Consider the following 23,270-nt stretch of genomic DNA (forward strand, 5'->3'; position numbering starts at 1 on the left):
AACCGGACGACTTGCCACCTGTGACGGTGTGCGGCGCGAACCCTCGCCGCTCGAGTCGGGGTCCTCGCGGTCAGGTCGGGGGCCGCGACGCATGGGGTAGGCGACGATCCCGGCGCAGCCGAGGACGTCGGGCCGGATCCGCCGTCCGGGTGCGGTCCGCTGGGCGTCCTGGCGCAGTGCCCGTGGTTCCGGAGAGCCGGTGCGCAATTTCCGCTGGCGCGGTGGCGATCCGAAGCGGTTAGAGTGGCCTCGTGACATACGAGATCACGGCCGAGCAGATCGAAATCCCCCAGGACGACGCGACACCCATGGCGGCTTATCTCGCCCGGCCGGAGGGGGCGGGCGACTACCCGCTCGTCCTGGTCGGAGCCGAGTTGTGGGGGCTGACCGATGAGGTCCGGGCCGTCGTGCGCGATGTCGCCGCCCTCGGGTATGTGGCGATCGCGCCGAATCTGTACCACCGCTCCGGTCCCGAGACCTCTGCCGGGTTCGAGGAGAGCGATGCCAACCGGGCCCGCGCGTTCGAACTGCTGGGCCGATTGACCCGCGACGGTGTCGAGGCGGACCTGCGCGCCGCCGCCGAGCATGCCCGCGAGCATGCCGGGGCCGGTGACCGGATCGGCATGTTGGGCTTCAGCCTCGGTGGCCACGTCACCTATTTCGCGGCGACCCGGCTGCCGCTGCGCGCCGCCGCCATCTACTACCCGGGATGGGTGCCCGACTCGGGTATGGCGTTGAGCGTTCCGGATCCGCTGTCGGCGGCGACGCCTGGTATCACCGCCCGGCTGGCCCTGTTCTTCGGCGGGCAGGATCACATCATCGATGCCGATCAGCGGGAGCGGATCGGTGCGGCGTTGTCGTCGGCGGGTGTCCGGCACGACGTGGTGGTGTATCCCGAGGCTCGGCACGCCTTCTTCTTCCCCGGTCGTGAGGTGTACGACAAGCAAGCCGCCGAGGATTCCTGGCAGCGGGTGCGCGAGCTCTTCGCCGCCGAGCTGACAGCGTCCTGATCCGGTTATGCGGTAACGATCCCGGCCCCCGCCGGGCCGAGCCGGCGGGGTGGGGAGAGATCACTCCTCGTGCATCCAGGCGAGTGTGGTCCGCGACTCCCTGAGTCGCCAGCCCGCAGGCGTCCGTACGACGGTGCAGGCCATGCGCAGGCCGCTTGTTCGATAGGGTGCTCGGCCTTCGCGGAAGAAGTACACGAGCGAGTTCGCCGAGGCAGCCGCCTGGTCGCCGTGGACGTCCACCAGCAGATCGGTGGTCACGTGCTGGGTGTGCTCCTCCGCGACCTCGGCCTCTCGCATGAGGCCGACCAGGTTGTCGATGCCCTGGAGTTCGCCGTTGCGGGGCGAGTGGATCGCCACATCGTCGGCGAAGACGGTGGCCGCGTCCTCCCATCGCTTCTCGTCGAGCAGGCGCGCCAGGCGCGCGAACAGATCGGCGATCTCGATGCGATCGGCGATCAGGGTGTTCGTGGACATGAGAGCCTCTTTCGTTGGCGGCACTAACATTGGCTGCGCCAACTATATCTGATTTTGATTGGCATCCCCAATGAAATCGTGTTGGTGGTGTGCAGCAGACGGCGAACGCGACAATGCCGCGAAATGCGGTGCGAGCCGGGCGGTGGGGCGGGATGTGCTCTCCGGCGCGACCGATTTCCTGCTCCTCGGATCGGGGGCCGACCCCGGGGGCCCGGTCGGCTCGGTCGGATAGATTGGGAAAGAATTCGTGGTGGTCGAAGTGGTGGAGGAGGCGCGGTGGGCGCGAATGCGGAGTCGGCGACGGGTCCGGCGACATTCGACGATCTGGTCACCGAGATGCGCGCCAGATGGGATTCGCTGTCGGCCTCGCACAAGAAGCTGGCCGAGCGCGTGCTGTCCGACCCGGAGGCGGTGGCGTTCATGACCGTGTCCGATCTGGCGAGCGCGGTCGGCGTGAACGAGGCGACGGTGGTGCGGTTCGCGAATGGCCTCGGGCTGAAGGGATATCCCGGCTTGGCCCGCCTCTGTCAGGAGCGGCTGCAGGAGCGGGCCCAGTTGCTGCGCCGTTTCGAGAACCTCGAACACTTGGTGGCGCAGGGTGCGGGCCTGCGGGAGAGCCAGGTGGTGCTGGACCAGGCGAACATCGCGCGTTCCTTCGCGAGCATCGCGGACACCACTTGGGACGCGGTGGCCGCCCAGCTGGCGCGCGCGCCCCGAGTGCACGTGATGGGTCTGCGCAAGTGCCACGCGCCTGCTTATCTGCTGGGCTACCTGCTCGGTCTGTTGCGTGAGGACGTGGCGACCGTGACGGGGACCAGGGGGTCGCTGACCGACGAACTGCGCCGTGTTCGCGCGGGGGATTGCTTCGTGGCGATATCGATCCATCGCTACAGCTCCGACACGGTCCGTGCGGCGCGGTGGGCACGCCAGCGTGGCGCCCACGTGGTGGCCCTGACCGACACCCCGGCCTCGCCGCTGGCGGCGGCGGCGCACGAGACCTTCTACGTCGAAGCGTCGAGCGCGAGCGTGCTGCGCTCGATCACCGCCTTCACGTCGATCGTCCAGGCGCTGTCCGGCGCGGTGGCGCACCTCCTCGGCCGTGAGGTCCGCGAGACCTTGTTGGAGGAGGAAAGACTGCTGGGCGAATTCGGCGTATACGCCGCCGATGGCGTCTGATCCTGTTCTGCCGGTGGCTATTTCACCGGCGTCATCGCCGCGCCCCGGTCGGCGCGACGTTGGTGCAGCAGGCCCGCGGCGACGGCCAGGGTCGTGACCACCAGGGTGAGCGCCAGCGGCGTTCGGGTATCGGAACCGAACACCATCCCCACCACGATGCCCAGCAAGGTGACCAAGATCAGGTACGGCAGATAGGGAGCCCCCCACATCCGTACCGCCGGCGCGGCGGATTCCACGGCGGCGCGGTTGCGCCGACCGGCGATGTACGTGGCGCAGATGCACAGGTAGACCACCACCGCGACGGCGCCGGACGAGCTGAGCAGGAAGCTGAAAACCGCTCCGGTGGGCAGGAAGTAGTTCGCGGCCACGGCCAGGAATCCGGCGCTCGCGGCGGCGAGAACCCCGGCCGTCGGCACACCGGAACGGGTGACGCGGCCCAGCGGTCGCGGCCCCTCTCCGCGTTGGGCCAGCGCGAACAGCATGCGCGACGCGGAGTAGAGCCCCGAGTTCAGGCACGACAGCACCGCGGTGAGCACGATCAGGTTCATGATGGTCCTGGCACCGGGAACCCCCAGCAGGTTCAGCACGGCGGTGTACGGACTTTCGGTGATCTCGGCGCTGTCCCACGGCAGCAAGGTCACGACGACCAGGATCGAGCCCACGTAGAAGACGAGGATGCGCCCGGCGACGCTGCGCATGCTCGCCCGCACGGCGTTGACCGGATCGTCGGCCTCACCGGCGGCGATGGTGACCAATTCGGTGCCGAAGTAGGAGAAGAAGACCGTCAGCGACGCGGCCAGCAGGGGAGTGAATCCGTTGGGCAACAACCCGCCTCGTCCCAGCAGGTTCGTCGTGCCCGGTGCGGTGTAGTGGGTGAAAGCGCCACAGATCGCCGCGATACCGACGCCGATGAAGACGACGATCGCGGCGACCTTGATCAAGGCGAACCAGAACTCGAAACGCGCGAACGAGCTCACCGCGGCCAAGTTCACTCCGGTCAGGGCGCTCAGAAAGAGCAGGGCGAACGCCCAGGCGGGCACCGCAGGCGTCAACTGGTTGGCGATCGCGCCACCGGCGACGGCCTCGAAAGCGACCGTCACCGACCAGTGGTAGCTGTACACCCAGCCGACCGACAGTCCGGCCCATGGCCCGAGTTCGCGTGAGGCGTAACTGGAGAACGAACCGGTCTCCGGGCGCGCCGTGGCCAGTTCGGCCAGCATGCGCATCACCAGGATCACGACCAGGCCGGTGAGTAGATAGGCCAGGACGATGCCGGGTCCGGCGGCTGCGATCGCGTTGCCGCTGCCGACGAACAACCCGGCGCCGATGACACCGCCGATCCCGATCATCGTGAGCTGACGAGTGGTGATGGTGTGCTGCAGATTTCGCGTAGGGGGAATTGAGGTGGGCACGATGCCTCCCAAGGACCGTGGGTTGTGACCCGGGTAACTGATGGTCGGTCATGCAACACCCGCGTCACCGTGTATGCAAACTGAATTGCATTCAGAGCTGGGAATGCAATTTGTATGGCATAGTGTGACGTCGACCCGAGCAGGAGGAGATGTGCGAATGTCCACGGTGCTGGTGAGCAGGTCCGGTCCGATAGCGACGCTGACGTTGAACCGTCCGGAACGGCTCAACGCGGTCAGCGAAGAGCTCTACGAAGCGTTGATCGGCCATCTGGTGGTCGCCGACTCCGATCCGGCGGTGCGCTGCGTGGTGCTCCACGGTGCGGGCCGCGCGTTCTGTGCAGGCGCCGACCTGAAGGCGCACCACGCCGGCTCCCGCACGCCCACCGAGCAAGCGCACTACCTCGATCTCGCCCAGCGGGCGTGCGAGCAGATCCAGCGAATGGACACGCCGGTCGTCGCCGCCGTCGCCGGGTACGCGCTGGGCGCCGGCGCCGAAATGGCGGTGAGCGCGGACTTCCTCGTGATGGCCGAGGACGCGCAGCTCGGTTTCCCCGAGGTGAGCATCGGGACGTTCGTCGGCGGCGGAGTCACCCATCGGTTACCGCGTTTGGTCGGTCTGCGCCGCGCCACCGATCTGCTCGTCCTCGGCGAGCGCTGCACGGGCACACAAGCGTTCGAGTGGGGTTTGGCCTATGCGTCGGTACCCGGCGACCTCCTTCTCGATACGGCGCGCGGACTCGCCGACACATTGGCGGGGAAAGCGCCGTTGTCGCTGGCGCGGATGAAGGCCGCGCTGCGCCGTGACGATCCCCTGGAAGTCGCGCTCGCCGGTGAGCCGCGCCAGATCCTGGAGTTGATGGCGACCAGAGACTGGGCCGAGGGCGTCGCGGCGTTCGCCGAACGCCGCACCCCTGTGTTCGAAGGGGAGTGACGTGCCCACACTCGACGCCTCGGTCCGCACCGCGCTCGAACGTCTGTTGGATCCACGCTCCGTCGTGGTGGTCGGTGCGTCCTCCGACCCGGCGAAGCGCGGTCACCAGGCCATTCGCGCTCTGCAAGAGGCCGGTTACGAAAACCCCGTCTACCCGGTCAATCCCAATGCCGGGCAAATACTCGGCCTGGATGTCTGCGCATCGCTCGATCAGGTTCCTCCCGGCGCCGATGTCGCGCTGATCGCCCTGCCCGCCGCCGCCGTGCCCGGCGCGCTGCGTGAATGCGCGGCCGCGGGCATCGCCGGAGCAGTGGTGCTCGCCAACGGTTTCGGTGAGATCGGGGCGGACGGCGCCGATCTCGCCGCCGCGCTGGCAGCCGCGATCGACGAGACCGGCATCCGCGTCATCGGTCCCAACACCTCCGGCCTGCTCAACCTCACGTCGGGTGCGAATCTGGTCGGGCTGCAGGGTGTTCCGCGCGGACCGATCAGCGTCATCACGCAGAGCGGGAACATGCTGTTGTCGTTGGTGAACGACAACAGCGCCCTCAGAGGTCCCGGCTTTCACGCGTATGTGGGATTGGGCAACCAAGCCGACGTCCGTTACGACGAATGCCTGGCCGAACTCGCCCGTCATCCGGAAACCGGTGTCGTGGCGATCCATTCCGAGGGTTTCGCCGACGGGCGGTCGTTCCTGGTGGCGGCCGCTCGGACCGTGCCGGACACACCGGTCGTCCTGCTGCGCGGCGGCCGCTCGGAGGAGGGCCGGCGCGCCGCGGCCTCGCATACCGGCTCGATAGCGGGCTCGGACGCCGTGGCGACCGCCGTCCTGCGCCAAGCCGGGGTGGAACTGGTCGATCGCTCCGACGAACTCGCGGTCGTGGCGGGAGCCCTAGCCGTGTGCGCTCCGATCACCCCGGGGCGCACGGTCGCGATTCTCAGCGACGGCGGTGGACACGCCGCGTTGGCGGCGGACGCCCTGGCCGCGTACGGGATCGAATCCGCGCGGCTCGCGGAACGCACCCGGCAACAATTGCGGACAGTGCTCGGTGCGGCGGCCGCGGTTTCCGGCCCCGTCGATGTGGCCGGCGCCACCGATACCGACCCGATGGTCTTCGCCGAAGCCGCCGAGATCCTCATGCGCGATCCCGCGGTGGGCCTCGTGCTGATCATCGGGCTGTTCGGTGGCTACCACCTGCGTTTCGACGCGGGATTGCGCGGCAGCGAAGACGCGACGGCGGGCGTCTTGCTCGCGCTTTCGGCCGAATACAATGTGCCCTTGCTGGTCCAGAGCTGCTACGCCGGTCTCGATATCGCCAATCACGACCGGCTGCGCGCCGGCGGCGTACCGGTGCTCGGCTCGATCGAGCACGCCGTGCGAGCGGCGGCGGCCTTGCAGCGGCGCGGCCGCCTGATCGCCGAACGCGCCCGGCGCTCCTCGCTGACGCTGCCGCCGCCCGCCCCGCCCATCCCGGGTTCGGGGATCCTCGACGAGCCCACCGCGCGGCGGGTGCTGGCCGACGCGGGAGTAGACGTCGGCATGTGGACCTTCGCGCGCGACGTGGATGCGGTGGCTCCGGCAGTTGCCGCCTACCAGCGACCGTGTGCACTGAAAGTCGTCTCAGCACAGGTGGTCCACAAGTCGGACGTCGGTGGCGTCCGGCTGGGAGTGGTGGCCTCCACCGCGACCGAGAACGCCGAGGCCATCGTCGACGCGGTGACCGCGGAGGTGCCCGACGCCAGGATCGACGGAATGATCGTGACCCCCATGGCCGATGCTGGGGTGGAGTTGCTCGTCGGCGCGACACGGGATCCGATCTTCGGGCCGGTGCTGGCTTTCGGCACCGGTGGGTTGCTGGTCGAGGCGGTCCGGGATGTCGCGTTCCGAGCCGTCCCCCTCACCGAATCGGAAGCTCACGAGATGATCGAGGAGACCATCGCCTCCCGCATGCTCGACGGCTACCGGCACCTGCCCGCGGTCGATCGTGACGGGCTCGCGCGATTCCTTGTGCGCGTCGGGGATTTCGTCGCCGCGCACCCGGACATAGCCGAACTCGATCTCAATCCGGTGATCGCGTCCGGGCACGACCTCACGCCGGTGGATGTGCGAATCGTCCTGTCCGAGTCAGCGTCCGGAGGTCGCGATGAGTGACCCGATCCTGATCGACCGGACCGGCGATGTGGTCGTCTGGACCCTGAACAACCCGCGAGCCCGCAATCCGATCTCCGAAGCGGACACCATCAGTGCTCTCGAAGACGCGGTGGCGGCGGCCAACCGGGACCACAGCCTCCGGGCGGCCATCCTCACCGGTGCGGGCTCGGCGTTCTCCTCCGGCGGCAACGTCAAGCACATGCGCGACCGGGCCGGAATGTTCGGCGGCACACCGGCGCGGCTACGTCAGGAATACCGTCACGGGATTCAGCGGATCCCGAGAGCGCTGTATCACTGCGAGATACCCACCATCGCGGCCGTCAACGGCCCGGCCATCGGCGCGGGTTGCGACCTGGCCTTGCTGTGCGACCTGCGGATCGCCGTTGCCACCGCCGTGTTCGCCGAGAGCTTCGTCAAGATCGGCTTGGTCCCCGGTGACGGCGGAGCCTGGCTGCTGCCCAGGGCGATCGGCATGGCCAGGGCCTGCGAGATGGCGTTCACCGGTGAGCCGATCGACGCGCACACCGCACTCGACTGGGGGTTGGTCTCGGAGGTGGTCGAGCCCGGCGCACTCCTGGACGCGGCCCACCGGCTCGCTGCCCGCGTGTGCGCCAATCCGCCGCATGTGCTGCGAATGACCAAGCGGCTGCTGCGCGAAGGCACACACCAGACCTTGGAAAGCCTGCTCGAACTGTCGGCGGCCATGCAGGCCGCCGCGCATCACACCGAGGACCATCGCGAGGCCGTCTCGGCCGTGCTCGAGCGCAGACCACCCGAGTTCACGGGTGGCTGAGCAACTTCCCCGGCGGCGCACGGGCCACTCCGCCGACGGTACGGTTATCGGAGTCGGTGGCTTGCAGAGGTGCGGCGAAGGCTGGACCGCGGTCGCCGGGCAAGCTAGTCGGTGATGACGATCTTGCCTCTGGCGTGGTGTCCGAGCATGTGGGCGACCGCGTGCGCGGCTTCGCCGAGGGGATAGGCCCTCTCGATGATCACCTTGACGTCGCCGGACACCAAGAGCGCGGCGAGATCGTTCAAATTGCCCTGGCCGGGGAGGCAGGTGACGGTGCGGACGTCGGTCGAACCCCAACCCATCATCTTCGCTCGGGCGATCCTCGGCAGGCTCCCGAAAAGTCCTCTGGCGCTTCCGATGCTGTTGGGGATGAGTATCCCGGTGGGTGTCAGCAGATCGGCTGTCGCGGAGGGTGGATGGTTCAACACGTTGTCGAGGATCACGTCGTAGCGTTGTGTGCCGCGCGTGTAGTCCTCCCGGGTGTAGTCGATGATGTGGTCGGCGCCCAACGACTGCACGAGCTCGATGTTGCGGGTGCTGCACACGCCGGTGACCTGAGCACCGAGCGTCTTGGCGATCTGCACCGCGAGCGTTCCGACACCGCCCGACGCGCCGTTGATCAGGACCCGTTTCCCCGGCCCGGCCCGGCCCACGTCGCGCATTGCCAGCAGCGCCGTGATGCCCGACATGACCGATGCCGCGGCCTCCGCGAACGACAGTTCGGTGGGTTTGCCGATCAGCTGGGACGCCGGTACCACCGTGAATTCGGCGAACGTGCCTGCCAGCGATTTCGCGCTGTTGTCCCACAGCGAACCGAAAACCTCGTCGCCGGGCCGGAAGCCGGTCACGTTCTTTCCGACGGCCTGCACGGTTCCCGCGATGTCACTTCCGCGCACCGGCGTCGCAGGCCGGCGGAGTCCGAACTCGAGTCGGAGGAGGTACGGCACACCGGTCACCGCGAGCCAGTCCGGGGTATTCACGCTGGTGGCACGCATGCGGACCAGGACCTCGTCGTCTGAGGGAGTGGGGCGGGCGATGACGTCCGGTGCGAGTACCTGTTCCGGTGAACCGTAGCCGCGTTGGACGATCGCCTTCATCGTGGTGTCGCGTTCGGGCGTGGTCGCGTTCGTCGATGCCGACATGGTTTTCTCCCTCGAATGGTCACGACGGGCCGCGAGCGGCGTCGGTTGTGCGACCATCCTGGCGAACCGGCCGACGGACCACATCGGACGAGCGGTTCGATCCGAGTCGGCCGATAGGACGTGGCCCGCCGATACTTTCGGCCGAGGTGCTCCGGTCAGCGCCCGACGCGGTCGGTCTCGTACGCCCAGATGACGAGTTCCACCCGGTTGCGCGCCCCGAGTTTGGCCATGAGGCTCGCGATGTGTGTCTTGACCGTGCTGAGGCTGATGTGCAGCTCCGCGGCTATCTCGTTGTTGGTTCGCCCCCGGGCCACGGTGGCCAGTACGTGCTCCTCGCGTTCGGTGAGTTCCATGGCGGGCCGGGCAGGCGCTGCGGCCCGTCCGGCGCCTGCGAAGGCGGTGAGCAGACGCGCGGTGATACTCGGGGCGATGAGCGCGTCGCCGCGTGCGGCGGCATGGACGGCCTGCGCGAGCATCGCGGGCCCGGCCTCTTTCAACAGGAATCCGCGTGCGCCGGCACGCAGCGCCGCGTAAACGTACTCGTCGAGGTCGAAGGTGGTGATGACGACCACGGCGAGAGGGTCCTCGACGGCAGGCCCGGCGAGCAGGCGGGTGGCCTCGATGCCGTCGACGCCCGGCATGCGGATATCGAACAAGCACACATCAGGGCGTAGATCGCGAGCGAGCCGAACGGCCTGCGCCCCGTCCGCGGCCGCGCCGACGACTTCGATACCCGGTTGGGCGTCGAGGATCATCACCAGCCCGGTGCGGACGATCTCCTGGTCGTCGGCGACGACAACCCGCAGATTCGGCGTCATCGGCTCACCCGCGGTCATGTCGCCGCACCCTGCCGGGGCAGCACCGCCGTCACGGTCCATCCGCGGTCGGAGTTCGGGCCCGCCGCGCAGGTGCCGCCGAGCAGGTCGGCGCGCTCGGCCATGCCGACCAGCCCGTAACCCGGAGATCCGGCCGGGCGTGCTGGACCGCCGTCGCCGTCGTCACGGACGAGCAGCCGGACCGCTGTGCCGTCGGTGGTGACACGCACTTCGATGCGGGTGGCGTGCCGGGCGTGACGCACCGCGTTGGTGATCGACTCCTGGGCCAAGCGGTAGATCGCGGTGCCGACCGTCGCGGGCAGGTCGGTGACATCCCCACTGATCTCCACCTCCACGGAAGGACCGTTGCCGGTGGGACCGGCGAGCTGTTCCAGATCGGTGATGCCGGGATTGGGCGAGCGGTCCCCTTGGTCGATCGGCTGGTCTCGCCGGAGCACACGCACGATGGCGCGCATCTCGGCGAGCGTGCGCGCCGCTTCGGCCTCGATCAGCCGCAGCGCGTCGACGGCGGCGCCGGGCGTGGACTCCGCGATCGCCAGACCGGCTTGCGCGCGAATCGCCATGGCCGACACATGATGCGCGACGGTGTCGTGCAGATCGCGGGCCAGTCGTTCGCGCTCGACCAGCTTGACCTGATCGAGTTCCCGAGCCTTCGCCCGTGCCCGGTACCGGAACGCCAGGCCCAGCGCGACGGCCGCGAACAGTACGAAGAACCCCCCGGCGGCATCGGCGGCGGGGAGGCCACCGGTCAGCATCGCGATGTCCGCACTGGGGAAGACGATCGCCGATCCGATCACGATGTCGCGCCCGGACCCCCACCGGTACAACGCGTAGGGCAGCAGCAGCATCGCCCCCATGGCGGCGATGTCCGACTGATCGCCACCCAGCAGCACCGTCGCCGATGTCGAGCCGACGAAGGCGATGCCGACCATCGACAGCGGCCGGCTCCGGCGCCACAACAGCGTGGGCATGATCGCGACGGCGACCGCGATCCACCAGAACCGGTGCGAAATGTCTTGTCGCAGCGAACCTTCGAGAACCGCGAGCGCCGTGAACGTTCCCACGAGCGCTCGATCCCGCCATGACCGAGGTGGAGCGTCGGGCGCTTGCGGCTCGTGCCACACCGAGCGGATCAGGTCGTGCACGCCTCAATGATCGCGCTCGGACCCATGGAAGGGAACGGCGGGTGCTTCCACTCGGCGGACGGCGCTCGTGCCGTTAGACCTTGCGGTTCTCCGACTTGATCATCCACGCCAGTTTCTCCAGCGACGCCGTGATCTGATGCAGCAGGTCGCTGGTGCTGGGGTCCTCGGCGTCCACCGCGTCGTGCACGTCACGGATGGTGTCGATCGCCGCGTAGGTGCGGGTCGTGATCAAGTCGACGACGTCGGCGGAGTTCACCTCTTGGGCGGGGAACGGTGGAAGGCTCGTCGTCGCGGCGACGGTGTCGGAGCGTCCGTCGGGGACCACGTCGAGGGCTCGCATCCGCTCGGCGATGGTGTCGCTGCCCTCCCGTGCGGCATCGACGAGCTCATCGAGTTGCAGGTGGAGGTCGCGGAAATTGGCGCCGACGACGTTCCAGTGGGCCTGCTTGCCTTGCAAGTGCAGTTCGACGAGATCGACGAGAACGCGCTGCAGATCTGCGGCCAGGCGGGGTGAACCGGTGAAATTGCGGACCTCGTCGGCGAGACGACGATTGGTTCGGTGCTGAGTCTTGTGTGTCGTAGTCATGGTTGCACTCCTCTCGTGATCTTCACGGAGAACAACTCCGACTTCATTGGAATCATTCCAGATTGTACTGTCGCGTGGATCACCCCGCCTCGGCGTGCGCACGGCTCGAGGTCACGTGACGAATGTGTGCGCCCAGTAGACGGCGCTATCGTCCGCGCACACTCGATGCAGGTACTCGCCGTCGCCGCACGTCCGCCGCACCCCGAGGCCATCTTCGTCAGCGGCGGCCACCATGAGCCGCGCCTATCTCGCTCGCGGCGCGGCGCCCCCGCCGGGGATGACGGCACGATGGACGGTCGTGTATTCGGCTTGCACCTTGTAGTACCGCGATCGCGGACCGTAGGCGGCGTAGAGGGTGAAGCCGCGTGGCCCTTCGAAGGCGCGCGGCGCCCCGTCGACGAAACGGGCCAGTACCGGATCGAGGTCGCGCGGAAAATTCGATTCCTGATAACGCTGCGGGAAGCAGATGCGTCGCATGCGCGGCGAGGTCCAAGAGAAGGTGCGGTAAACGTTGAATGTGCCGTCGAACAGCGTCAGTTCTTCCTCGGTGGCCGCGACGAAATCCAGGTCGGTCAGAATGGTGGCGATGTCGTCGGAAGTGACCGCACCGGGCGGCAGCACCTGGGAGTACAAGTTCATGGTGCGACTGGCGAAATCGAGCGCCAGAATGCCGACCTTGCCGCCGTAGCGGGTCAAGTGCTCGGTGTGCGAGCGCGCCGCGTCCGGAATCCCCGGGAACGCGAGCATCCGCTCGACCTCGAGGACATCGGCGAAGAACAGCCAGACCTTCTGCACACCACCGGTGAGGGACAGGTCAACGGCCGATCCCGCCGGTACCTCGGCGCAGACCTCCGCCAGCAATCGCTCCATGGGATGTCCGGTGAAGGTGATCAGTCCGGCACCGCGCAGCGTCTCGACCAACTCGGCCGGTGGGCCCGAGTGCTGCACCCTGGCGTTGACCTCGCGCTCGGGGACCGGATGGGTCGTGGTGCGGACACCGACCACCGAGCCGGTCCACAGATCGGCGAGAGCGTCCAGCGCCGGATCCACCACCGCGGGGTCGTAACGCGCTTCGGCCAAGCGCGCGAATTCGCGCAGATCCCGGCGCAGCCGGTCGAGCGTGACAGTGGCCGATGTGCCGCTCATACGTCAACCTCGAATACTCCCACCGTGGGGTGAGAAGCCAAGTCCATCAACAGATCGACTCGTCACGATAGTCGCGCGGCCGGTCGTGTCGCTACGCGGACGCGTGCGTTTCTCCGCGGGCTCGTCGGCGTCGTAGCCGGCCCGGGAGTTCGCTTCGGTAGGGTCGCGGCGGAACCCGCGAACGGGGCGGAGCCGGAGAAGGAGTGCGCACCATGCCGCTGGTCGGGCGAGAGCGCCCGGAGCGCGGTGGCGGGTCCGGGTAACGGGTTGGCGCGGCCACGACGGGATAGTGGTCGGCGTGCAATTTCTCGATCACGTCGTCCCAGCTGGATGATTCGCCACCGTGTGCGACCGCGTCGGATTTCGACCATATGGTTCGTCCTTCGAGCAGGTGTGATGCAAGTCGTGTGATCCACTGTCGGTCGTGCGGCGTCCCCGCCACATCCGTCAGGTGACGCTGTACGCGACATAATTCGGCGACCGAGGTCTTCGAGTGCGCTGCACCGGTGCGGGCGAGGAAAGCCGGTGCCGTGGCTGGCCGATGCCGCGGGCGTGCTGGCGATCGTGAACGTCTTGGTCGCCGTGTTGTGGGCCTGAGGTGTCCGGCGCCGCGTGGGCGCCGAACACCTCTCACGCCTCGAACAGCGGTTGCCCGACATAGCCGCCCGGTGACGCGACCCCGGGCGGGATCGCGAACACCGCGGAACCGATGGGTGTGGTCCACACATTGAGAGCGTCGAATTCCGCGAGCCGGCGCTGGACCGGAAGGAACTGGGTGTCCACGTCCCGCTGATAGGCGGCGAACAGCAGGCCCGAGTTGGAGGTCCCGCCCGGCGTGGGGGCGTCGTCGTAGTTGTAGCCGCGCCGCAGGAAACGCTCGCCGTCGTGGGTGTGATGGGCGCGAGCGATGTGCGATGACGGTGGGATGACCGGTATCCCGTTCGCGTCGACGGCCGCGAAGTCCGGCTCGTCGAACTCGCCGGTTCCGGTCAGCGGCGCGCCGTCGGCGATGGTGCGGCCGACGGTGAGTTCCCTTTCCTCTCGGTCGATCCGGTCCCAGGTGTCCAGCGTCATCGCGATCCGCCGCAGTACGCACGAGGTTCCGCCGCGCAGCCAGGGCTGCGTGGCCCCGTCGTCCCACACCAGACGGGCGAACTCCGGTGTACCGGGCGCCAGGTTCACCGTGCCGTCGACCTGTCCCATCAGGTTGCGCGGTGTCCGGCCCGGCGCGGCATTGCGAAATCCGCGTTGCACCCAGCGCACGGTGACCAGCGAGGTCACGCTCCGGCACAGCACACGCACCGCGTGCGACACCGTGGTCGCCTCCTCCGCGCATACCTGCACGAGCAGATCGCCGCCGGTCCAGGCGGATTCGAGCCGGTCGATGGCGAACGGGGGTAACGGCCGCAGCCAGGACGGCCTGCGATGTTCGAGCCCGGACGCCGTGAACACCGCGGGCCCGAAACCCACCGTGATGGTGAGTCGTGCGGGGCGGACCGCGAGTTCGGCTTCGGTGTCCGCGAGCGCGGGCCGCCCCTCGGTCAGCCGGGCGGCGTCGCCGGTCCATATCTTCAGCAGTCCGACGAGGTCGTCACGCCGGACACCCGGTCGCAGATCGAAGGCGACGAATGCCGCGTGCGTTTGTGGGAGGGTGTCGATCCCGGCTTGGTGCGGGCCGTAGAACGGCACCGTCGCTTCCCAGGCCGAGGGACCGGATTCCCGCCGTCCGGTGCGCGCGGCCGCGCCGAGCCCGACACCGGCGACGCCGGCCGCGGTGGCCCCGCCGCCGAGCAGACGCCGCCGGTTGATCCGTGCGGGACGCGGTTTGTCGCGGTCAGCCACCGTGCGCGGGGGTCTGCACGCCTGCATGTGCCTCGCCGCCCGCGTGATCGGGCACGTAATTCTCCTGGTTGCCCGCGAAGTCGCGCACCTGAGCGGTGAAGGTGGTGGTCGAGCCGTCGTCGAAGGTCAGCGTGACCGACGTCTCCGACCCCGTGCGCAGCGGCCCGTGCAGGTCCATGAACATGATGTGGTCGCCGCCGGGCCGCAGCTGGGTGCGGCCGTGCGCCGGAACGACGAAGCCGCCGGGCTTGGGCCGCATCGCCTTGGTCCCGTTCGCGTCGGTGACCACCTCGTGCAACTCGATCCGGCCGGAGGCGGGACTGGTGGCCGAGACGATGGTGCGCGGGGTGTCGCCGCTGTTGGTCAGGTCGCCGAATGCGGCCGACATCCCGCTGTCGGCGGCCTTGACCCACTGGTCGGAGATGGTCACCGCATCGGCGGATGCGACAGTGCCGGTCTTGTCGGCCGACGAACACGAGGTCAGCAGAAGGGGCACCGCCGCGGCGGCGAGCGCGCCACGCAGGAGGCGAGCGGTGCGCGGTGCGACGAAAAGGTTGACGGTCATGAGAACTCCGCAAGTCGTGAGATTCGGTGTGGTGCGCGCTGACGAAGGCCTCGGGAGCTCCGGGCATCGACCGATCCGTCGGCGGGCCCGGGTCACTCGGTGCTGTCGGTGGACACGTCACATCTGGCCCACCGCGACGAGGCCGGGCATCCGAGTCGGCGGCAGCAGATCCGGCCCTGAAGCCGCATTGCGAGTCGCCGAAACGCCCGCTTCGCAACCGGGTTCACGGCGAGTCGGTTCTCCGGCGCTGTACCGCCGTGATATCCGAGGTCGGAACGACATTCGCGAGCCGGAGTGGGCAGCCATGATCCGAAGCGAATCGTGGGCAGGGTCGTCGAGCGCGGCCCGGTGCTCCGGCGATGCTCGTCGGCGCGATATAGGGGTCAGCGGATCGGTGGCGGGCCGCGCAGGCCGGGGCCCGAACTCAGCAGCGGGCGGCACGGATGGGGAAGAACATGCCCGAACGCGGGCGAGCCGATCCGGACCGGCGCGCTGGGGCCTTCGCCGAGCACGCGCACCGTGTGGCGCACATCGGAAACCGCACGCACTACAGCGTGTTCGGCGGCGCGGATGAGCAGCGCGCCGAGCGGGACGGCCGCGAGATGCGTGCCGAGCATGACCGAGGTCGCGCCCGCGTCGTGGTGATGAGCGGCCGGCAGGGCGGACGCGAGGTGCGCGACGGCTTGCGCCACCGCCAGCGTGGCCATCATCTCGCCGAGCCCGTGCCGGTGGGGTCGCGCACCGGTCAGCACGCCGACCGCCGTGCACGCGGCGATCAGCAGGGCGATCGGCGCCGCGCCGGGTGCCATGGCGCCGCCGCCGAGCGCGTGCGCGGCGATGCTCACCGCCCCGGCCGCGGATCCGACGAACGCGCCGCGCAGCCGCGCCGCCACTACCGTCGGATTACGCACCGACTCATACTACCGCCTGTCGTAGCGCGGGGAGGTGCCGGATCGGACACCCAACGGACCCGCGCGCCGAACTCTACTCGACGGGTCCCGCCCACAGACCGGAGCCGAATCGTTCTGGCGTGGAGCATCTCTGCCACGGGCGGGTGACGACGTTCGTCGTCCGCGCCACGTCGTTCGTGCTGCCCGGAGTTTCGGGACTCGGGTGTGCCCAGGACGGATGCTGTTGCGGCGCACGTGACGCGGCAACTCGCCGATCATGCCGTGGCATCACCGCTGGTCCGGAACTTCGATCGCGACCTCCTACACGGCTCGACCGGAATCGCCGCGGCACCGAACTCGTGGCCCGCTCGGCGTCGGCAGCACGACGGCATCGAGGCGGACCCCGGCCGACTCACACCGTGACGCTCGCGTGGACGAGATTGTGGTCGGACACCCCGCCGATGTCGTCGACCGACGCCGCCGTGACGGTCGCGCCGTGGACCACCACGTGGTCGATGTGCTGCGACTTCGTTCCAGAGGAACGCGGGCGGGTGGGCAGCCCACCCGCGGCGTGTTCGGCGACCGTGAAGTGGTCGCCCAATCCGGCGGCGACGGTGGCGCGATCGATGTTGAAGTCACCCAGCAGCACCGCGGTGTCCTCCGGGGCGTCGGTGGCGAGTTCGGCCAGGCGGGCGAGCTGGTCGGTGCGCCGCCGGTCGCCGGTGACATGGGTGGCGATCACCGTCAGCCCGCCGACGTCGACGACGAGGGCGCCCTTGCCGTGGTCGTGCGCGAAGGATTCGGCGGTCACCTCCCTGCTCGGCTCCGCGGTGAGCACCACCAGGTACTCCCCGCCGTCGAGCAAGGAGCTGGGCATGCGCCGCGGCGTCGGCAACCGCTGATACCGCATCGCGTGGAAGATTCGATCCGGCAGCGCCATTCGCAGGCTGGCCAGTTGATCGCCGCTGACCTCCTGTAACGCGATGATCCGCTCGGTGCGTTCGGCCACCCGCGCGGTGACTTCGGCGATCCGCGCGCCCTCGTCCGGCCACCGGGTGGCGACGTCCTCGTACCAGTTCTCGGCGTGGACGCGATGCAGGACGTTCCAAGTGGCCACCGTGATCACCTTCGCGATGGTATGCGACCGATTGAAACAGGTTGCGGCGCGGGCTGTGCCGATCCGGCGCGCGCTCAGCCGGCGCCCTGGATGTCGATGCCCTGCTGGAGCGACGCGATCGCGCGATCGAGGACCCGGTGCAAGGCCGGGATCGAGTGGTCCGTCCCCATCATCCAGTGATCGAGGCCGACACCGAAGGCCGCGAAACAGGCCGCGGCGGTGAGCTGCGGTCGCAGGTCGTCGGCGGGAAGCCCGGCGCGGGCGGCGAAGTTCAGCGCCATCGCGCGCTGGCGTCCCAGCGCCCCGATGAAGTTCTCCCGGCGCAATTCCGGATTGCCGACCAGCAGCTGCCTGGCTCGGCGCGCGGTCTCCGCCTGGCGGTCACGCGACGGTGCGTCCCGCTCGTCGAGCAAGAAGTCGCGCAGCGCCGCGCGCACCGCGGTCAGCACCGACTCGCTTGCCGGGCGGCGGTCGACGGCGGCGAGCAACTGGGCCATGAGGTCTTCCTCGTGGCTGAACACCACCGCGAGCTTCGACGGAAAATGACGGTGGAAGGTCCGCCGGGAGACCTGTGCCGCGTCGGCGATCTGCTGCACGGTGGTCTGCTCGAACCCGTGCAGCTCGAACAGCCGCAGCGCCGCGTCGACCAATTCCCGCCGCACCCGCGCCTTCTCGCGGTCGCGTGGACCGTTCACACCCGTCATGCCCCGCATTCTCTCTCGGCGCTGTCATCCCATTGGTGTCTCAAAGTGACACATTAGCCGACAATCGGGCTACAGTGTCTCGACGGGACACCAAGTTGAGAACCGAAAGGTGGCGCCATGTCGGTGCGACGTGCAGGAATCACCGTGGCCGCGGCCGCATTGCTTTTCGCGGGTCCGCCGGCGGGGTCGGCTGTGGCCGACCCCACGGGGCCGGGCGCGGCTCCGGGCGCGGTCGCCACCGACGAGGCGCTGCCCGAACAGCTCTGGATCGAGGGCGCGGGCGCGGCCCGCCGCCTGACGTATTGGACCAGGACCTCCGATGACCGGCCCGCGCTGGCCGGTGGTGCGGTCTTCGTTCCCGCGGGGACGCCGCCGAGCGGTGGCTGGCCGGTGCTGTCCTGGGAGCACGGGACGGTCGGCCTCGCCGACGAATGCGCGCCGTCGACCGCGGGCCGCAGCAAGCGCGACCTGGATTACCTGGCGACCTGGTTGCGCCAGGGCTACGCCGTCGTCGCGACCGACTACATCGGTCTGGGCACCCCGGGGCCGCACGCGTATCTGGACGGACGCGCCGAGGCGCACGCCGGGATCGACATGGTGCGCGCGGCCCGCGCCGTGGAGGATTCGCTGTCGTCGAAGTGGGTGGCCATCGGGCAGTCGCAGGGCGGCGGAGCCGCGGTGTTCACCGCCTCGCTGGCCACGGCGTACGCCCCTGAACTGGACTATCGCGGCGCGGTCGCCACCGGCCCCGCCTCCAATGTCGTCGAGGCCGCCTCCTTCCTCGGGCCTGACGCCCCTCCGATCGACAATTCGCACCTCACCGCCTATATCGCGTATGTCTTGAATGGACTGCAGGCGGCGCGACCGGGCTTCGATCTCGACAGTTACCTCAGCCCGGTCGGCAAGCAATTGGCCACCGCCGCCGAATCGCTTTGCTTCCAGCCGCTGGCCGAGCGGGCGCAAGGGATCTCGGTCAACCGGTTGTTCTCGCGCCCGCTGGCGGACGGCGATTTCGTCGCCACCGCCCGCTCCGTCATGGACGTTCCGCTCACGGGCTATGACCGGCCGCTGTTCATCGGGCAGGGCACCAACGACACCGACGTCCCGGCTCCGCTGACCGCGAAGCTGGTCACCGATCTGGAATCGCACGGCGTCCGGCCCGAGGTCCACGTGTATCCGGGCAAGGATCACAGCGCCACGATGGCCGCTTCGCTGTCCGACAGCATTCCGTTCGTCGCCCGCCTTTTCGCCTGACCCCCGCGCGGGCCGCGGCGCTCAGGCGCGCGCGGCCGCGGGCTCCAGGTCGGCCTCCGGCAGCGTCGCGGCAGGCTTGCGAACCGGAATGGCCAGCGCGATCAGCGCCGCTAGCACCGCGACGCCGCAACCGATCAGCAATCCCGTGTGGAAACCGGCCTCGGTGGGGATGGTGTGCCCACCGAGGCGGGTGCTCATCTGGGCGAGGACGACGCCGACGACCGCGGCCGACACCGTGGTGCCGATCGAGCGCATCAAGGTGTTGAAGCTGTTGGCCGACGCGGTTTCCGACAGCGGGACCGCGCCCATGATGAGCGCGGGCATCGAGCCGTAGGCGAGGCCGACGCCACCGCTGCACACGCAGGTCACGACGAGCAGCCCCCAGGTCGACCCCATCAGCACGACCGACGAACCGTATCCGAGGGCGATCACCGAGCTGCCGACGGCGAGCGTCACCTTCGGCCCGCGCGCGGCCGAGAGCCGGGCGCCGAGCGGGGAGACCGCCATCATCACCAGGCCGGCAGGGGCCATCCACAATCCCATCGCCAGCATGGACTGTCCGAGGCCGTACCCGGTGACCACCGGCAGTTGCAGCAACTGCGGGATGATCAGGGACTGGGCGTACATGGCGAACCCGACCACGATCGAGGCCGCGTTGGTCAGCAGGACCTGCGTGCGCGCGGTCACGCGCAGGTCGACCAACGGGTCCGCGGTACGCAGTTCCCACCAGCCCCACACCGCGAGGACCAGGACCGCGACCGCGAACAGGCCGAGGATGGTTCCGCTCGTCCAGCCCCAATCGGCGCCCTTGGACACCGCGAGCAACAGGCACACCAGCGCCGTGCCGAGACCGAGTGCGCCGGGAACGTCGAAACCGCCGCCGCCGCGTGCCGGGATGGCGGGCACCAGCAGCCAGATCAGCGTGGCGACACCCGCGCTCAGCACCGCCGAGCCCCAGAACAACACGCGCCAGCTGGCGTTCTCGGCCACCGCCGCGGCCAGCGGAAGACCCAGCGCGCCACCGATTCCCATCGACGCGCTCATCACCGCGATGGACGTGCCGAGTCGTTCGGCGGGCAGGACGTCGCGCAACGCGCTGATGCCGAGCGGGACGACACCCATGCCGATGCCCTGCAGGCCGCGACCGGCGATCATCGGCACCACCGAACTCGCCAGCGCGCAGACCAGCGATCCGGCGATGAGCGGAACCGTGCACGCCAGCAGCATGCGCCGCTTGCCGTAGAGATCGCCGAGGCGTCCGGTGATCGGGGTGGCCACCGCGCCGGCGAGCAACGTCGCCGTGATCACCCAGGACGCGTTGGACGGTGTGGTGTCCAGGATCCGGGGCAGGTCCCCGATCAACGGCACCACCAGGGTTTGCATCAGTGCGGCGACGATGCCGGCCGCCGCGAGTACGCCGACGATGCCCTCGGATCGAGCTGCCGATGGTGCTGTCACGCGGGTCTCCCTCTCTTCTCGATTCTTGTGCACGGTACACATGAATTGCATTATGCACAATAGTTGTAGTATGCAAATACGCTGGTCGGACCGCAGGGTGTGGTATAGGTGCGGAGATGAGCCCGTAGCTGGCGACGGCAGGAGCGTTGTGTGGACAAGCCCGTATCTTCGGTGGAGTTCGAGACCATGCTGCTGGGGCGGCACAGCCTCAGCGCCAAGGCCCGCCGGGGCCCTGACCACCTCGACCGCAGCGCCTATACGGTGCTGAGCAGGCTGCGGGTGCAGGGCCCGATGTCCGTGGGTGAACTCAGCGATGCCTTCGGCTTGGACACCTCGACGCTGCACCGGCAGACGACCGCCATGCGCGGAGCCGGTCTGATCGAACGCATTCCGGATCCGGACGGCGGCATGGCGCGCAAATTCCGGATCACCGCCGAGGGCGCCCGCCAGCTCGACGCCGAACGCGCCTACAACGTCCGCGCTCTCGAAAATGTCCTGGCGGACTGGACGGCGCAGGACATCGCCGCGTTCGCAGAATTCCTGAAGCGGTTCAACACCGACATCGAACGCATCGACAAGCGGCCGTGGCCCCGGCCGTGAACGCGGGCGCGCCCGCGTGGATGCACACGAAATCTCCACAATCGAGCCCGGATCTCTCCACGGCCGGTGGCTAGGGTTCGGTGCATGGAACACAGCGCACCGGCGCAGGCCGCCCGGCGGATCCTGGTGGTGGACGACGAGATGACCATCGCCGAATCCGTCGCGGCGCGCCTGCGGGCGGAGGGGTACACCGTCGACCTGGCGCACGACGGCCCCTCGGCCGTCGCTGCCGCCGAGGCGGTCGGACCGGACCTGGTGGTGCTCGACGTCATGCTGCCGGGGTTCGACGGATTGGAGGTGTGCCGCCGTATTCAGGCGCGCCGCCCGGTGCCCGTACTCATGCTCACCGCGCGCGCCGAGGAAACCGACCAGCTCGTCGGGTTGGGGGTCGGCGCGGACGACTATCTCACGAAACCTTTCTCATTGCGCGTACTCGCGGCCCGGGTGCACGCGCTGCTGCGCCGGCTGGATCGGGCCGCCGACCGCGACGGCGCGACGATCCTGGTCGGTGATCTCCGAATCGATGTCGACCAGCGCCGGGTCTGGCGCGCGGAGGTCGAGGCCCTGCTCACGCCATTGGAATTCGATCTGCTGGCCCGGCTGGCCCGCCGCCCGCGCACGGTGCTCGCGCGCGAGCGGCTGCTCGAAGACGTCTGGGACTGGTCCGACGCGGCGGGCACCCGCGCGGTCGACAGCCACATCAAGGCGTTGCGTCGCAAACTCGGCGCCGACCTGATCCGCACCGTGCGCGGCGTCGGGTACGCCCTCGAGGCCCGATGAGTACCGAACGCGAGAGCGCGCCGGAGGTGAAACGCGAAATACCCGGCGGGGGAGCGAAATACGGCGAATGGCGGTGGGTGCGCCGAGTGAGCGATCGGATCGCCGAGCTGTTGCCCCGGCCGCTGGACCCGGTGAAGTCGATCAAGCTGAAGCTCGCCATCCTCATGCTGTGCTCCGGCGGGGTCGCGTTCGGATTCTTCCGGTTCAAGATCGGATGGCTGCCCCCGCGCACCACGCTCACCGCGGTGGTGATCGCGCTGCTCACTTCGCAGTTCCTCGCCCACGGCATCACCAGGCCGCTGCGCGAGATGACCGCGGCGGCGAAACGGATGGCCCACGGCGACTACACCCTGCGGGTGCGGGCGAGTTCCCGGGATGAAGTCGGGCAACTGGCCGAGGCGTTCAACCAGATGGCGGCCGACCTCGCGGCGGCCGACCGGCAACGCCGCGACCTGATCGCCAACGTCTCGCACGAATTGCGCACGCCCATCACCGCTTTGCAGGCGGTATTGGAGAATCTCGTCGACGGCGTCTCCCAACCCGACCCGGCGACCCTGCGCACCGCACTGGCCCAAACCGAACGGCTCACCCTGCTGGTGTCCGAATTACTCGATCTCTCCAGCATCGAAGCGGGCGCCTTCCCGCTCGACCGCGAGGAGTTGCCGATCGCGCCGCTGCTGGCCGACGTCGTCGCCGAAGCGGAGGTCATGACCGCCGCGCTCGGGCGCGGCGTGCGATTCCGCACCGACGTACTGCCCGGCGCCGCCCGCGTGTACGCCGACCGTGCGCGGCTGCACCAAGTGCTGCTCAACCTACTCGACAACGCCGCTCGCCACGGACCTGCGGGCGGGGAAGTCCGCGTGGCCGTACGTGTCTCGCAAGGCGAGGCCGTCATCGACGTCGACGACGACGGCCCCGGCATCCCGCACGCCGAACGCGCCAGGGTGTTCGACCGGTTCACCAAGGGCGGCCGGACCACGGGCGGCGGCACCGGGCTCGGCCTCGCCATCGCCCGCTGGGTGGTCGACCTGCACGGCGGCAACATCGCGGTCGCCGAGCCGGGCTCCCGTATCCGGGTCGTTCTGCCCGGGCGCTGACCTGCCACATCATCCGACCCGGACCGCCAGAACGGTGCCGGGGTGATTCCGCACGCCTATCGAAGGGACTCTCAATGACCGTGTCAAGCCGCAGCAGTCGTCGGGGCGGGTGTGTCGAGGCTGAATTCACGTCCGTCGCGCAGCAGTGCCCACAGCACGT

Annotated in this window: 22 protein-coding genes; 9 read left to right on the forward strand and 13 right to left on the reverse strand. The window is 69.1% G+C overall.

The features are described from left to right. Nucleotides 1–251 precede the first annotated feature (251 nt). On the forward strand, nucleotides 252–1,010 hold the full coding sequence (locus ACWEH3_RS25060) for a dienelactone hydrolase family protein (protein ID WP_450023518.1): 759 nt from the start codon (nucleotides 252–254) through the stop codon (nucleotides 1,008–1,010). 60 nt (nucleotides 1,011–1,070) lie between these two features. Here the strand turns inward: ACWEH3_RS25060 and ACWEH3_RS25065 are convergent, their stop codons facing one another. Further along, the gene (locus ACWEH3_RS25065; RefSeq protein ID WP_450023516.1) at nucleotides 1,071–1,484 is read right to left on the reverse strand and encodes a nuclear transport factor 2 family protein; all 414 of its coding nucleotides are present in this window, start codon (nucleotides 1,482–1,484) and stop codon (nucleotides 1,071–1,073) included. Between the two features lie 276 nt (nucleotides 1,485–1,760). Between ACWEH3_RS25065 and ACWEH3_RS25070 the strand changes: the two genes are divergently transcribed. Beyond that, nucleotides 1,761–2,660, forward strand: a complete 900-nt coding sequence (locus ACWEH3_RS25070; protein ID WP_450023514.1) for a MurR/RpiR family transcriptional regulator — start codon at nucleotides 1,761–1,763, stop codon at nucleotides 2,658–2,660. A 17-nt stretch (nucleotides 2,661–2,677) separates the two neighbouring features. Here ACWEH3_RS25070 and ACWEH3_RS25075 read toward each other — a convergent pair whose 3' ends face one another. Next, entirely contained in the window at nucleotides 2,678–4,072 is a 1,395-nt protein-coding gene (locus ACWEH3_RS25075) for an amino acid permease (protein WP_450023512.1), read from the reverse strand. Between the two features lie 157 nt (nucleotides 4,073–4,229). Here ACWEH3_RS25075 and ACWEH3_RS25080 point away from each other — a divergent pair, with 157 nt between their 5' ends. The 3 genes from ACWEH3_RS25080 to ACWEH3_RS25090 are packed head-to-tail and all read left to right on the forward strand — an operon-like array spanning nucleotide 4,230 to nucleotide 7,948. After that, complete coding sequence (locus ACWEH3_RS25080; protein WP_450023510.1) at nucleotides 4,230–5,003, forward strand: enoyl-CoA hydratase/isomerase family protein; 774 nt, start codon at nucleotides 4,230–4,232, stop codon at nucleotides 5,001–5,003. A 1-nt stretch (nucleotide 5,004) separates the two neighbouring features. After that, nucleotides 5,005–7,155, forward strand: a complete 2,151-nt coding sequence (locus tag ACWEH3_RS25085; protein ID WP_450023508.1) for an acetate--CoA ligase family protein — start codon at nucleotides 5,005–5,007, stop codon at nucleotides 7,153–7,155. Further along, nucleotides 7,148–7,948, forward strand: a complete 801-nt coding sequence (locus ACWEH3_RS25090; RefSeq protein WP_450023506.1) for a crotonase/enoyl-CoA hydratase family protein — start codon at nucleotides 7,148–7,150, stop codon at nucleotides 7,946–7,948. The genes ACWEH3_RS25085 and ACWEH3_RS25090 overlap by 8 nt, the downstream gene beginning before the upstream one ends. A 104-nt stretch (nucleotides 7,949–8,052) precedes the next feature. Here the strand turns inward: ACWEH3_RS25090 and ACWEH3_RS25095 are convergent, their stop codons facing one another. From ACWEH3_RS25095 to ACWEH3_RS25140, 10 genes are all read right to left on the reverse strand, one after another. Continuing rightward, nucleotides 8,053–9,090 (reverse strand): NAD(P)-dependent alcohol dehydrogenase, encoded by a 1,038-nt coding sequence (locus tag ACWEH3_RS25095; RefSeq protein ID WP_450023504.1) that lies wholly within the window; start codon nucleotides 9,088–9,090, stop codon nucleotides 8,053–8,055. Between the two features lie 155 nt (nucleotides 9,091–9,245). Further along, the gene (locus ACWEH3_RS25100; RefSeq protein WP_450023502.1) at nucleotides 9,246–9,926 is read right to left on the reverse strand and encodes a response regulator; all 681 of its coding nucleotides are present in this window, start codon (nucleotides 9,924–9,926) and stop codon (nucleotides 9,246–9,248) included. Further along, on the reverse strand, nucleotides 9,923–10,990 hold the full coding sequence (locus ACWEH3_RS25105) for a sensor histidine kinase (RefSeq protein WP_450023500.1): 1,068 nt from the start codon (nucleotides 10,988–10,990) through the stop codon (nucleotides 9,923–9,925). Before ACWEH3_RS25105 ends, ACWEH3_RS25100 begins: the two co-directional genes overlap by 4 nt. A gap of 154 nt (nucleotides 10,991–11,144) precedes the next feature. Next, on the reverse strand, nucleotides 11,145–11,657 hold the full coding sequence (locus tag ACWEH3_RS25110) for a Dps family protein (protein ID WP_450023498.1): 513 nt from the start codon (nucleotides 11,655–11,657) through the stop codon (nucleotides 11,145–11,147). A 243-nt stretch (nucleotides 11,658–11,900) separates the two neighbouring features. Further along, complete coding sequence (locus ACWEH3_RS25115) at nucleotides 11,901–12,803, reverse strand: aromatic prenyltransferase (protein ID WP_450023496.1); 903 nt, start codon at nucleotides 12,801–12,803, stop codon at nucleotides 11,901–11,903. Nucleotides 12,804–13,433: 630 nt separating this feature from the next. Then, complete coding sequence (locus ACWEH3_RS25120) at nucleotides 13,434–14,672, reverse strand: Dyp-type peroxidase (RefSeq protein WP_452358391.1); 1,239 nt, start codon at nucleotides 14,670–14,672, stop codon at nucleotides 13,434–13,436. Beyond that, complete coding sequence (locus tag ACWEH3_RS25125; protein ID WP_450023492.1) at nucleotides 14,638–15,210, reverse strand: copper chaperone PCu(A)C; 573 nt, start codon at nucleotides 15,208–15,210, stop codon at nucleotides 14,638–14,640. Before ACWEH3_RS25125 ends, ACWEH3_RS25120 begins: the two co-directional genes overlap by 35 nt. 383 nt (nucleotides 15,211–15,593) lie before the next feature. After that, a complete protein-coding gene (locus ACWEH3_RS25130; protein WP_450023490.1) occupies nucleotides 15,594–16,121 on the reverse strand; it encodes a hypothetical protein in 528 nt (175 codons plus the stop codon). Between the two features lie 391 nt (nucleotides 16,122–16,512). Then, a complete protein-coding gene (locus tag ACWEH3_RS25135; protein ID WP_450023488.1) occupies nucleotides 16,513–17,217 on the reverse strand; it encodes an endonuclease/exonuclease/phosphatase family protein in 705 nt (234 codons plus the stop codon). A 74-nt stretch (nucleotides 17,218–17,291) separates the two neighbouring features. After that, nucleotides 17,292–17,921 carry a TetR/AcrR family transcriptional regulator gene (locus ACWEH3_RS25140; protein WP_450023486.1) on the reverse strand — a complete coding sequence of 210 codons (630 nt, stop codon included), beginning with the start codon at nucleotides 17,919–17,921 and terminating at the stop codon, nucleotides 17,292–17,294. Nucleotides 17,922–18,038: 117 nt separating this feature from the next. Between ACWEH3_RS25140 and ACWEH3_RS25145 the strand changes: the two genes are divergently transcribed. Further along, nucleotides 18,039–19,175, forward strand: a complete 1,137-nt coding sequence (locus ACWEH3_RS25145; RefSeq protein ID WP_450023484.1) for a lipase family protein — start codon at nucleotides 18,039–18,041, stop codon at nucleotides 19,173–19,175. A gap of 21 nt (nucleotides 19,176–19,196) precedes the next feature. On the opposite strand, the gene ACWEH3_RS25150 is transcribed toward ACWEH3_RS25145, so the two are convergent. Then, a complete protein-coding gene (locus ACWEH3_RS25150) occupies nucleotides 19,197–20,675 on the reverse strand; it encodes an MFS transporter (protein WP_450023482.1) in 1,479 nt (492 codons plus the stop codon). A gap of 108 nt (nucleotides 20,676–20,783) precedes the next feature. Here ACWEH3_RS25150 and ACWEH3_RS25155 point away from each other — a divergent pair, with 108 nt between their 5' ends. The 3 genes from ACWEH3_RS25155 (at nucleotide 20,784) to ACWEH3_RS25165 (ending at nucleotide 23,110) form a co-directional block, all read left to right on the forward strand. Continuing rightward, nucleotides 20,784–21,233, forward strand: a complete 450-nt coding sequence (locus ACWEH3_RS25155; protein ID WP_450023480.1) for a MarR family winged helix-turn-helix transcriptional regulator — start codon at nucleotides 20,784–20,786, stop codon at nucleotides 21,231–21,233. Nucleotides 21,234–21,317: 84 nt separating this feature from the next. Beyond that, nucleotides 21,318–22,013 carry a response regulator gene (locus ACWEH3_RS25160; protein ID WP_450023478.1) on the forward strand — a complete coding sequence of 232 codons (696 nt, stop codon included), beginning with the start codon at nucleotides 21,318–21,320 and terminating at the stop codon, nucleotides 22,011–22,013. Then, nucleotides 22,010–23,110, forward strand: a complete 1,101-nt coding sequence (locus ACWEH3_RS25165; protein ID WP_450023476.1) for a HAMP domain-containing sensor histidine kinase — start codon at nucleotides 22,010–22,012, stop codon at nucleotides 23,108–23,110. The genes ACWEH3_RS25160 and ACWEH3_RS25165 overlap by 4 nt, the downstream gene beginning before the upstream one ends. Nucleotides 23,111–23,270 lie beyond the last annotated feature (160 nt).

This window comes from Nocardia sp. NPDC004718 (genome assembly GCF_053601535.1).

Bases quoted from the DNA above. Each gene is read 5' to 3' on its own strand.
- ACWEH3_RS25065 (WP_450023516.1), bottom strand. From the start codon at position 1,484: ATGTCCACGAACACCCTGATCGCCGATCGCATCGAGATCGCCGATCTG.
- ACWEH3_RS25080 (WP_450023510.1), top strand. From the start codon at position 4,230: ATGTCCACGGTGCTGGTGAGCAGGTCCGGTCCGATAGCGACGCTGACG.
- ACWEH3_RS25090 (WP_450023506.1), top strand. From the start codon at position 7,148: ATGAGTGACCCGATCCTGATCGACCGGACCGGCGATGTGGTCGTCTGG.
- ACWEH3_RS25095 (WP_450023504.1), bottom strand. From the start codon at position 9,090: ATGTCGGCATCGACGAACGCGACCACGCCCGAACGCGACACCACGATG.
- ACWEH3_RS25100 (WP_450023502.1), bottom strand. From the start codon at position 9,926: ATGACCGCGGGTGAGCCGATGACGCCGAATCTGCGGGTTGTCGTCGCC.
- ACWEH3_RS25110 (WP_450023498.1), bottom strand. From the start codon at position 11,657: ATGACTACGACACACAAGACTCAGCACCGAACCAATCGTCGTCTCGCC.
- ACWEH3_RS25115 (WP_450023496.1), bottom strand. From the start codon at position 12,803: ATGAGCGGCACATCGGCCACTGTCACGCTCGACCGGCTGCGCCGGGAT.
- ACWEH3_RS25120 (WP_452358391.1), bottom strand. From the start codon at position 14,672: ATGCAGGCGTGCAGACCCCCGCGCACGGTGGCTGACCGCGACAAACCG.
- ACWEH3_RS25125 (WP_450023492.1), bottom strand. From the start codon at position 15,210: ATGACCGTCAACCTTTTCGTCGCACCGCGCACCGCTCGCCTCCTGCGT.
- ACWEH3_RS25140 (WP_450023486.1), bottom strand. From the start codon at position 17,921: ATGACGGGTGTGAACGGTCCACGCGACCGCGAGAAGGCGCGGGTGCGG.
- ACWEH3_RS25145 (WP_450023484.1), top strand. From the start codon at position 18,039: ATGTCGGTGCGACGTGCAGGAATCACCGTGGCCGCGGCCGCATTGCTT.
- ACWEH3_RS25150 (WP_450023482.1), bottom strand. From the start codon at position 20,675: ATGTGTACCGTGCACAAGAATCGAGAAGAGAGGGAGACCCGCGTGACA.
- ACWEH3_RS25160 (WP_450023478.1), top strand. From the start codon at position 21,318: ATGGAACACAGCGCACCGGCGCAGGCCGCCCGGCGGATCCTGGTGGTG.
- ACWEH3_RS25165 (WP_450023476.1), top strand. From the start codon at position 22,010: ATGAGTACCGAACGCGAGAGCGCGCCGGAGGTGAAACGCGAAATACCC.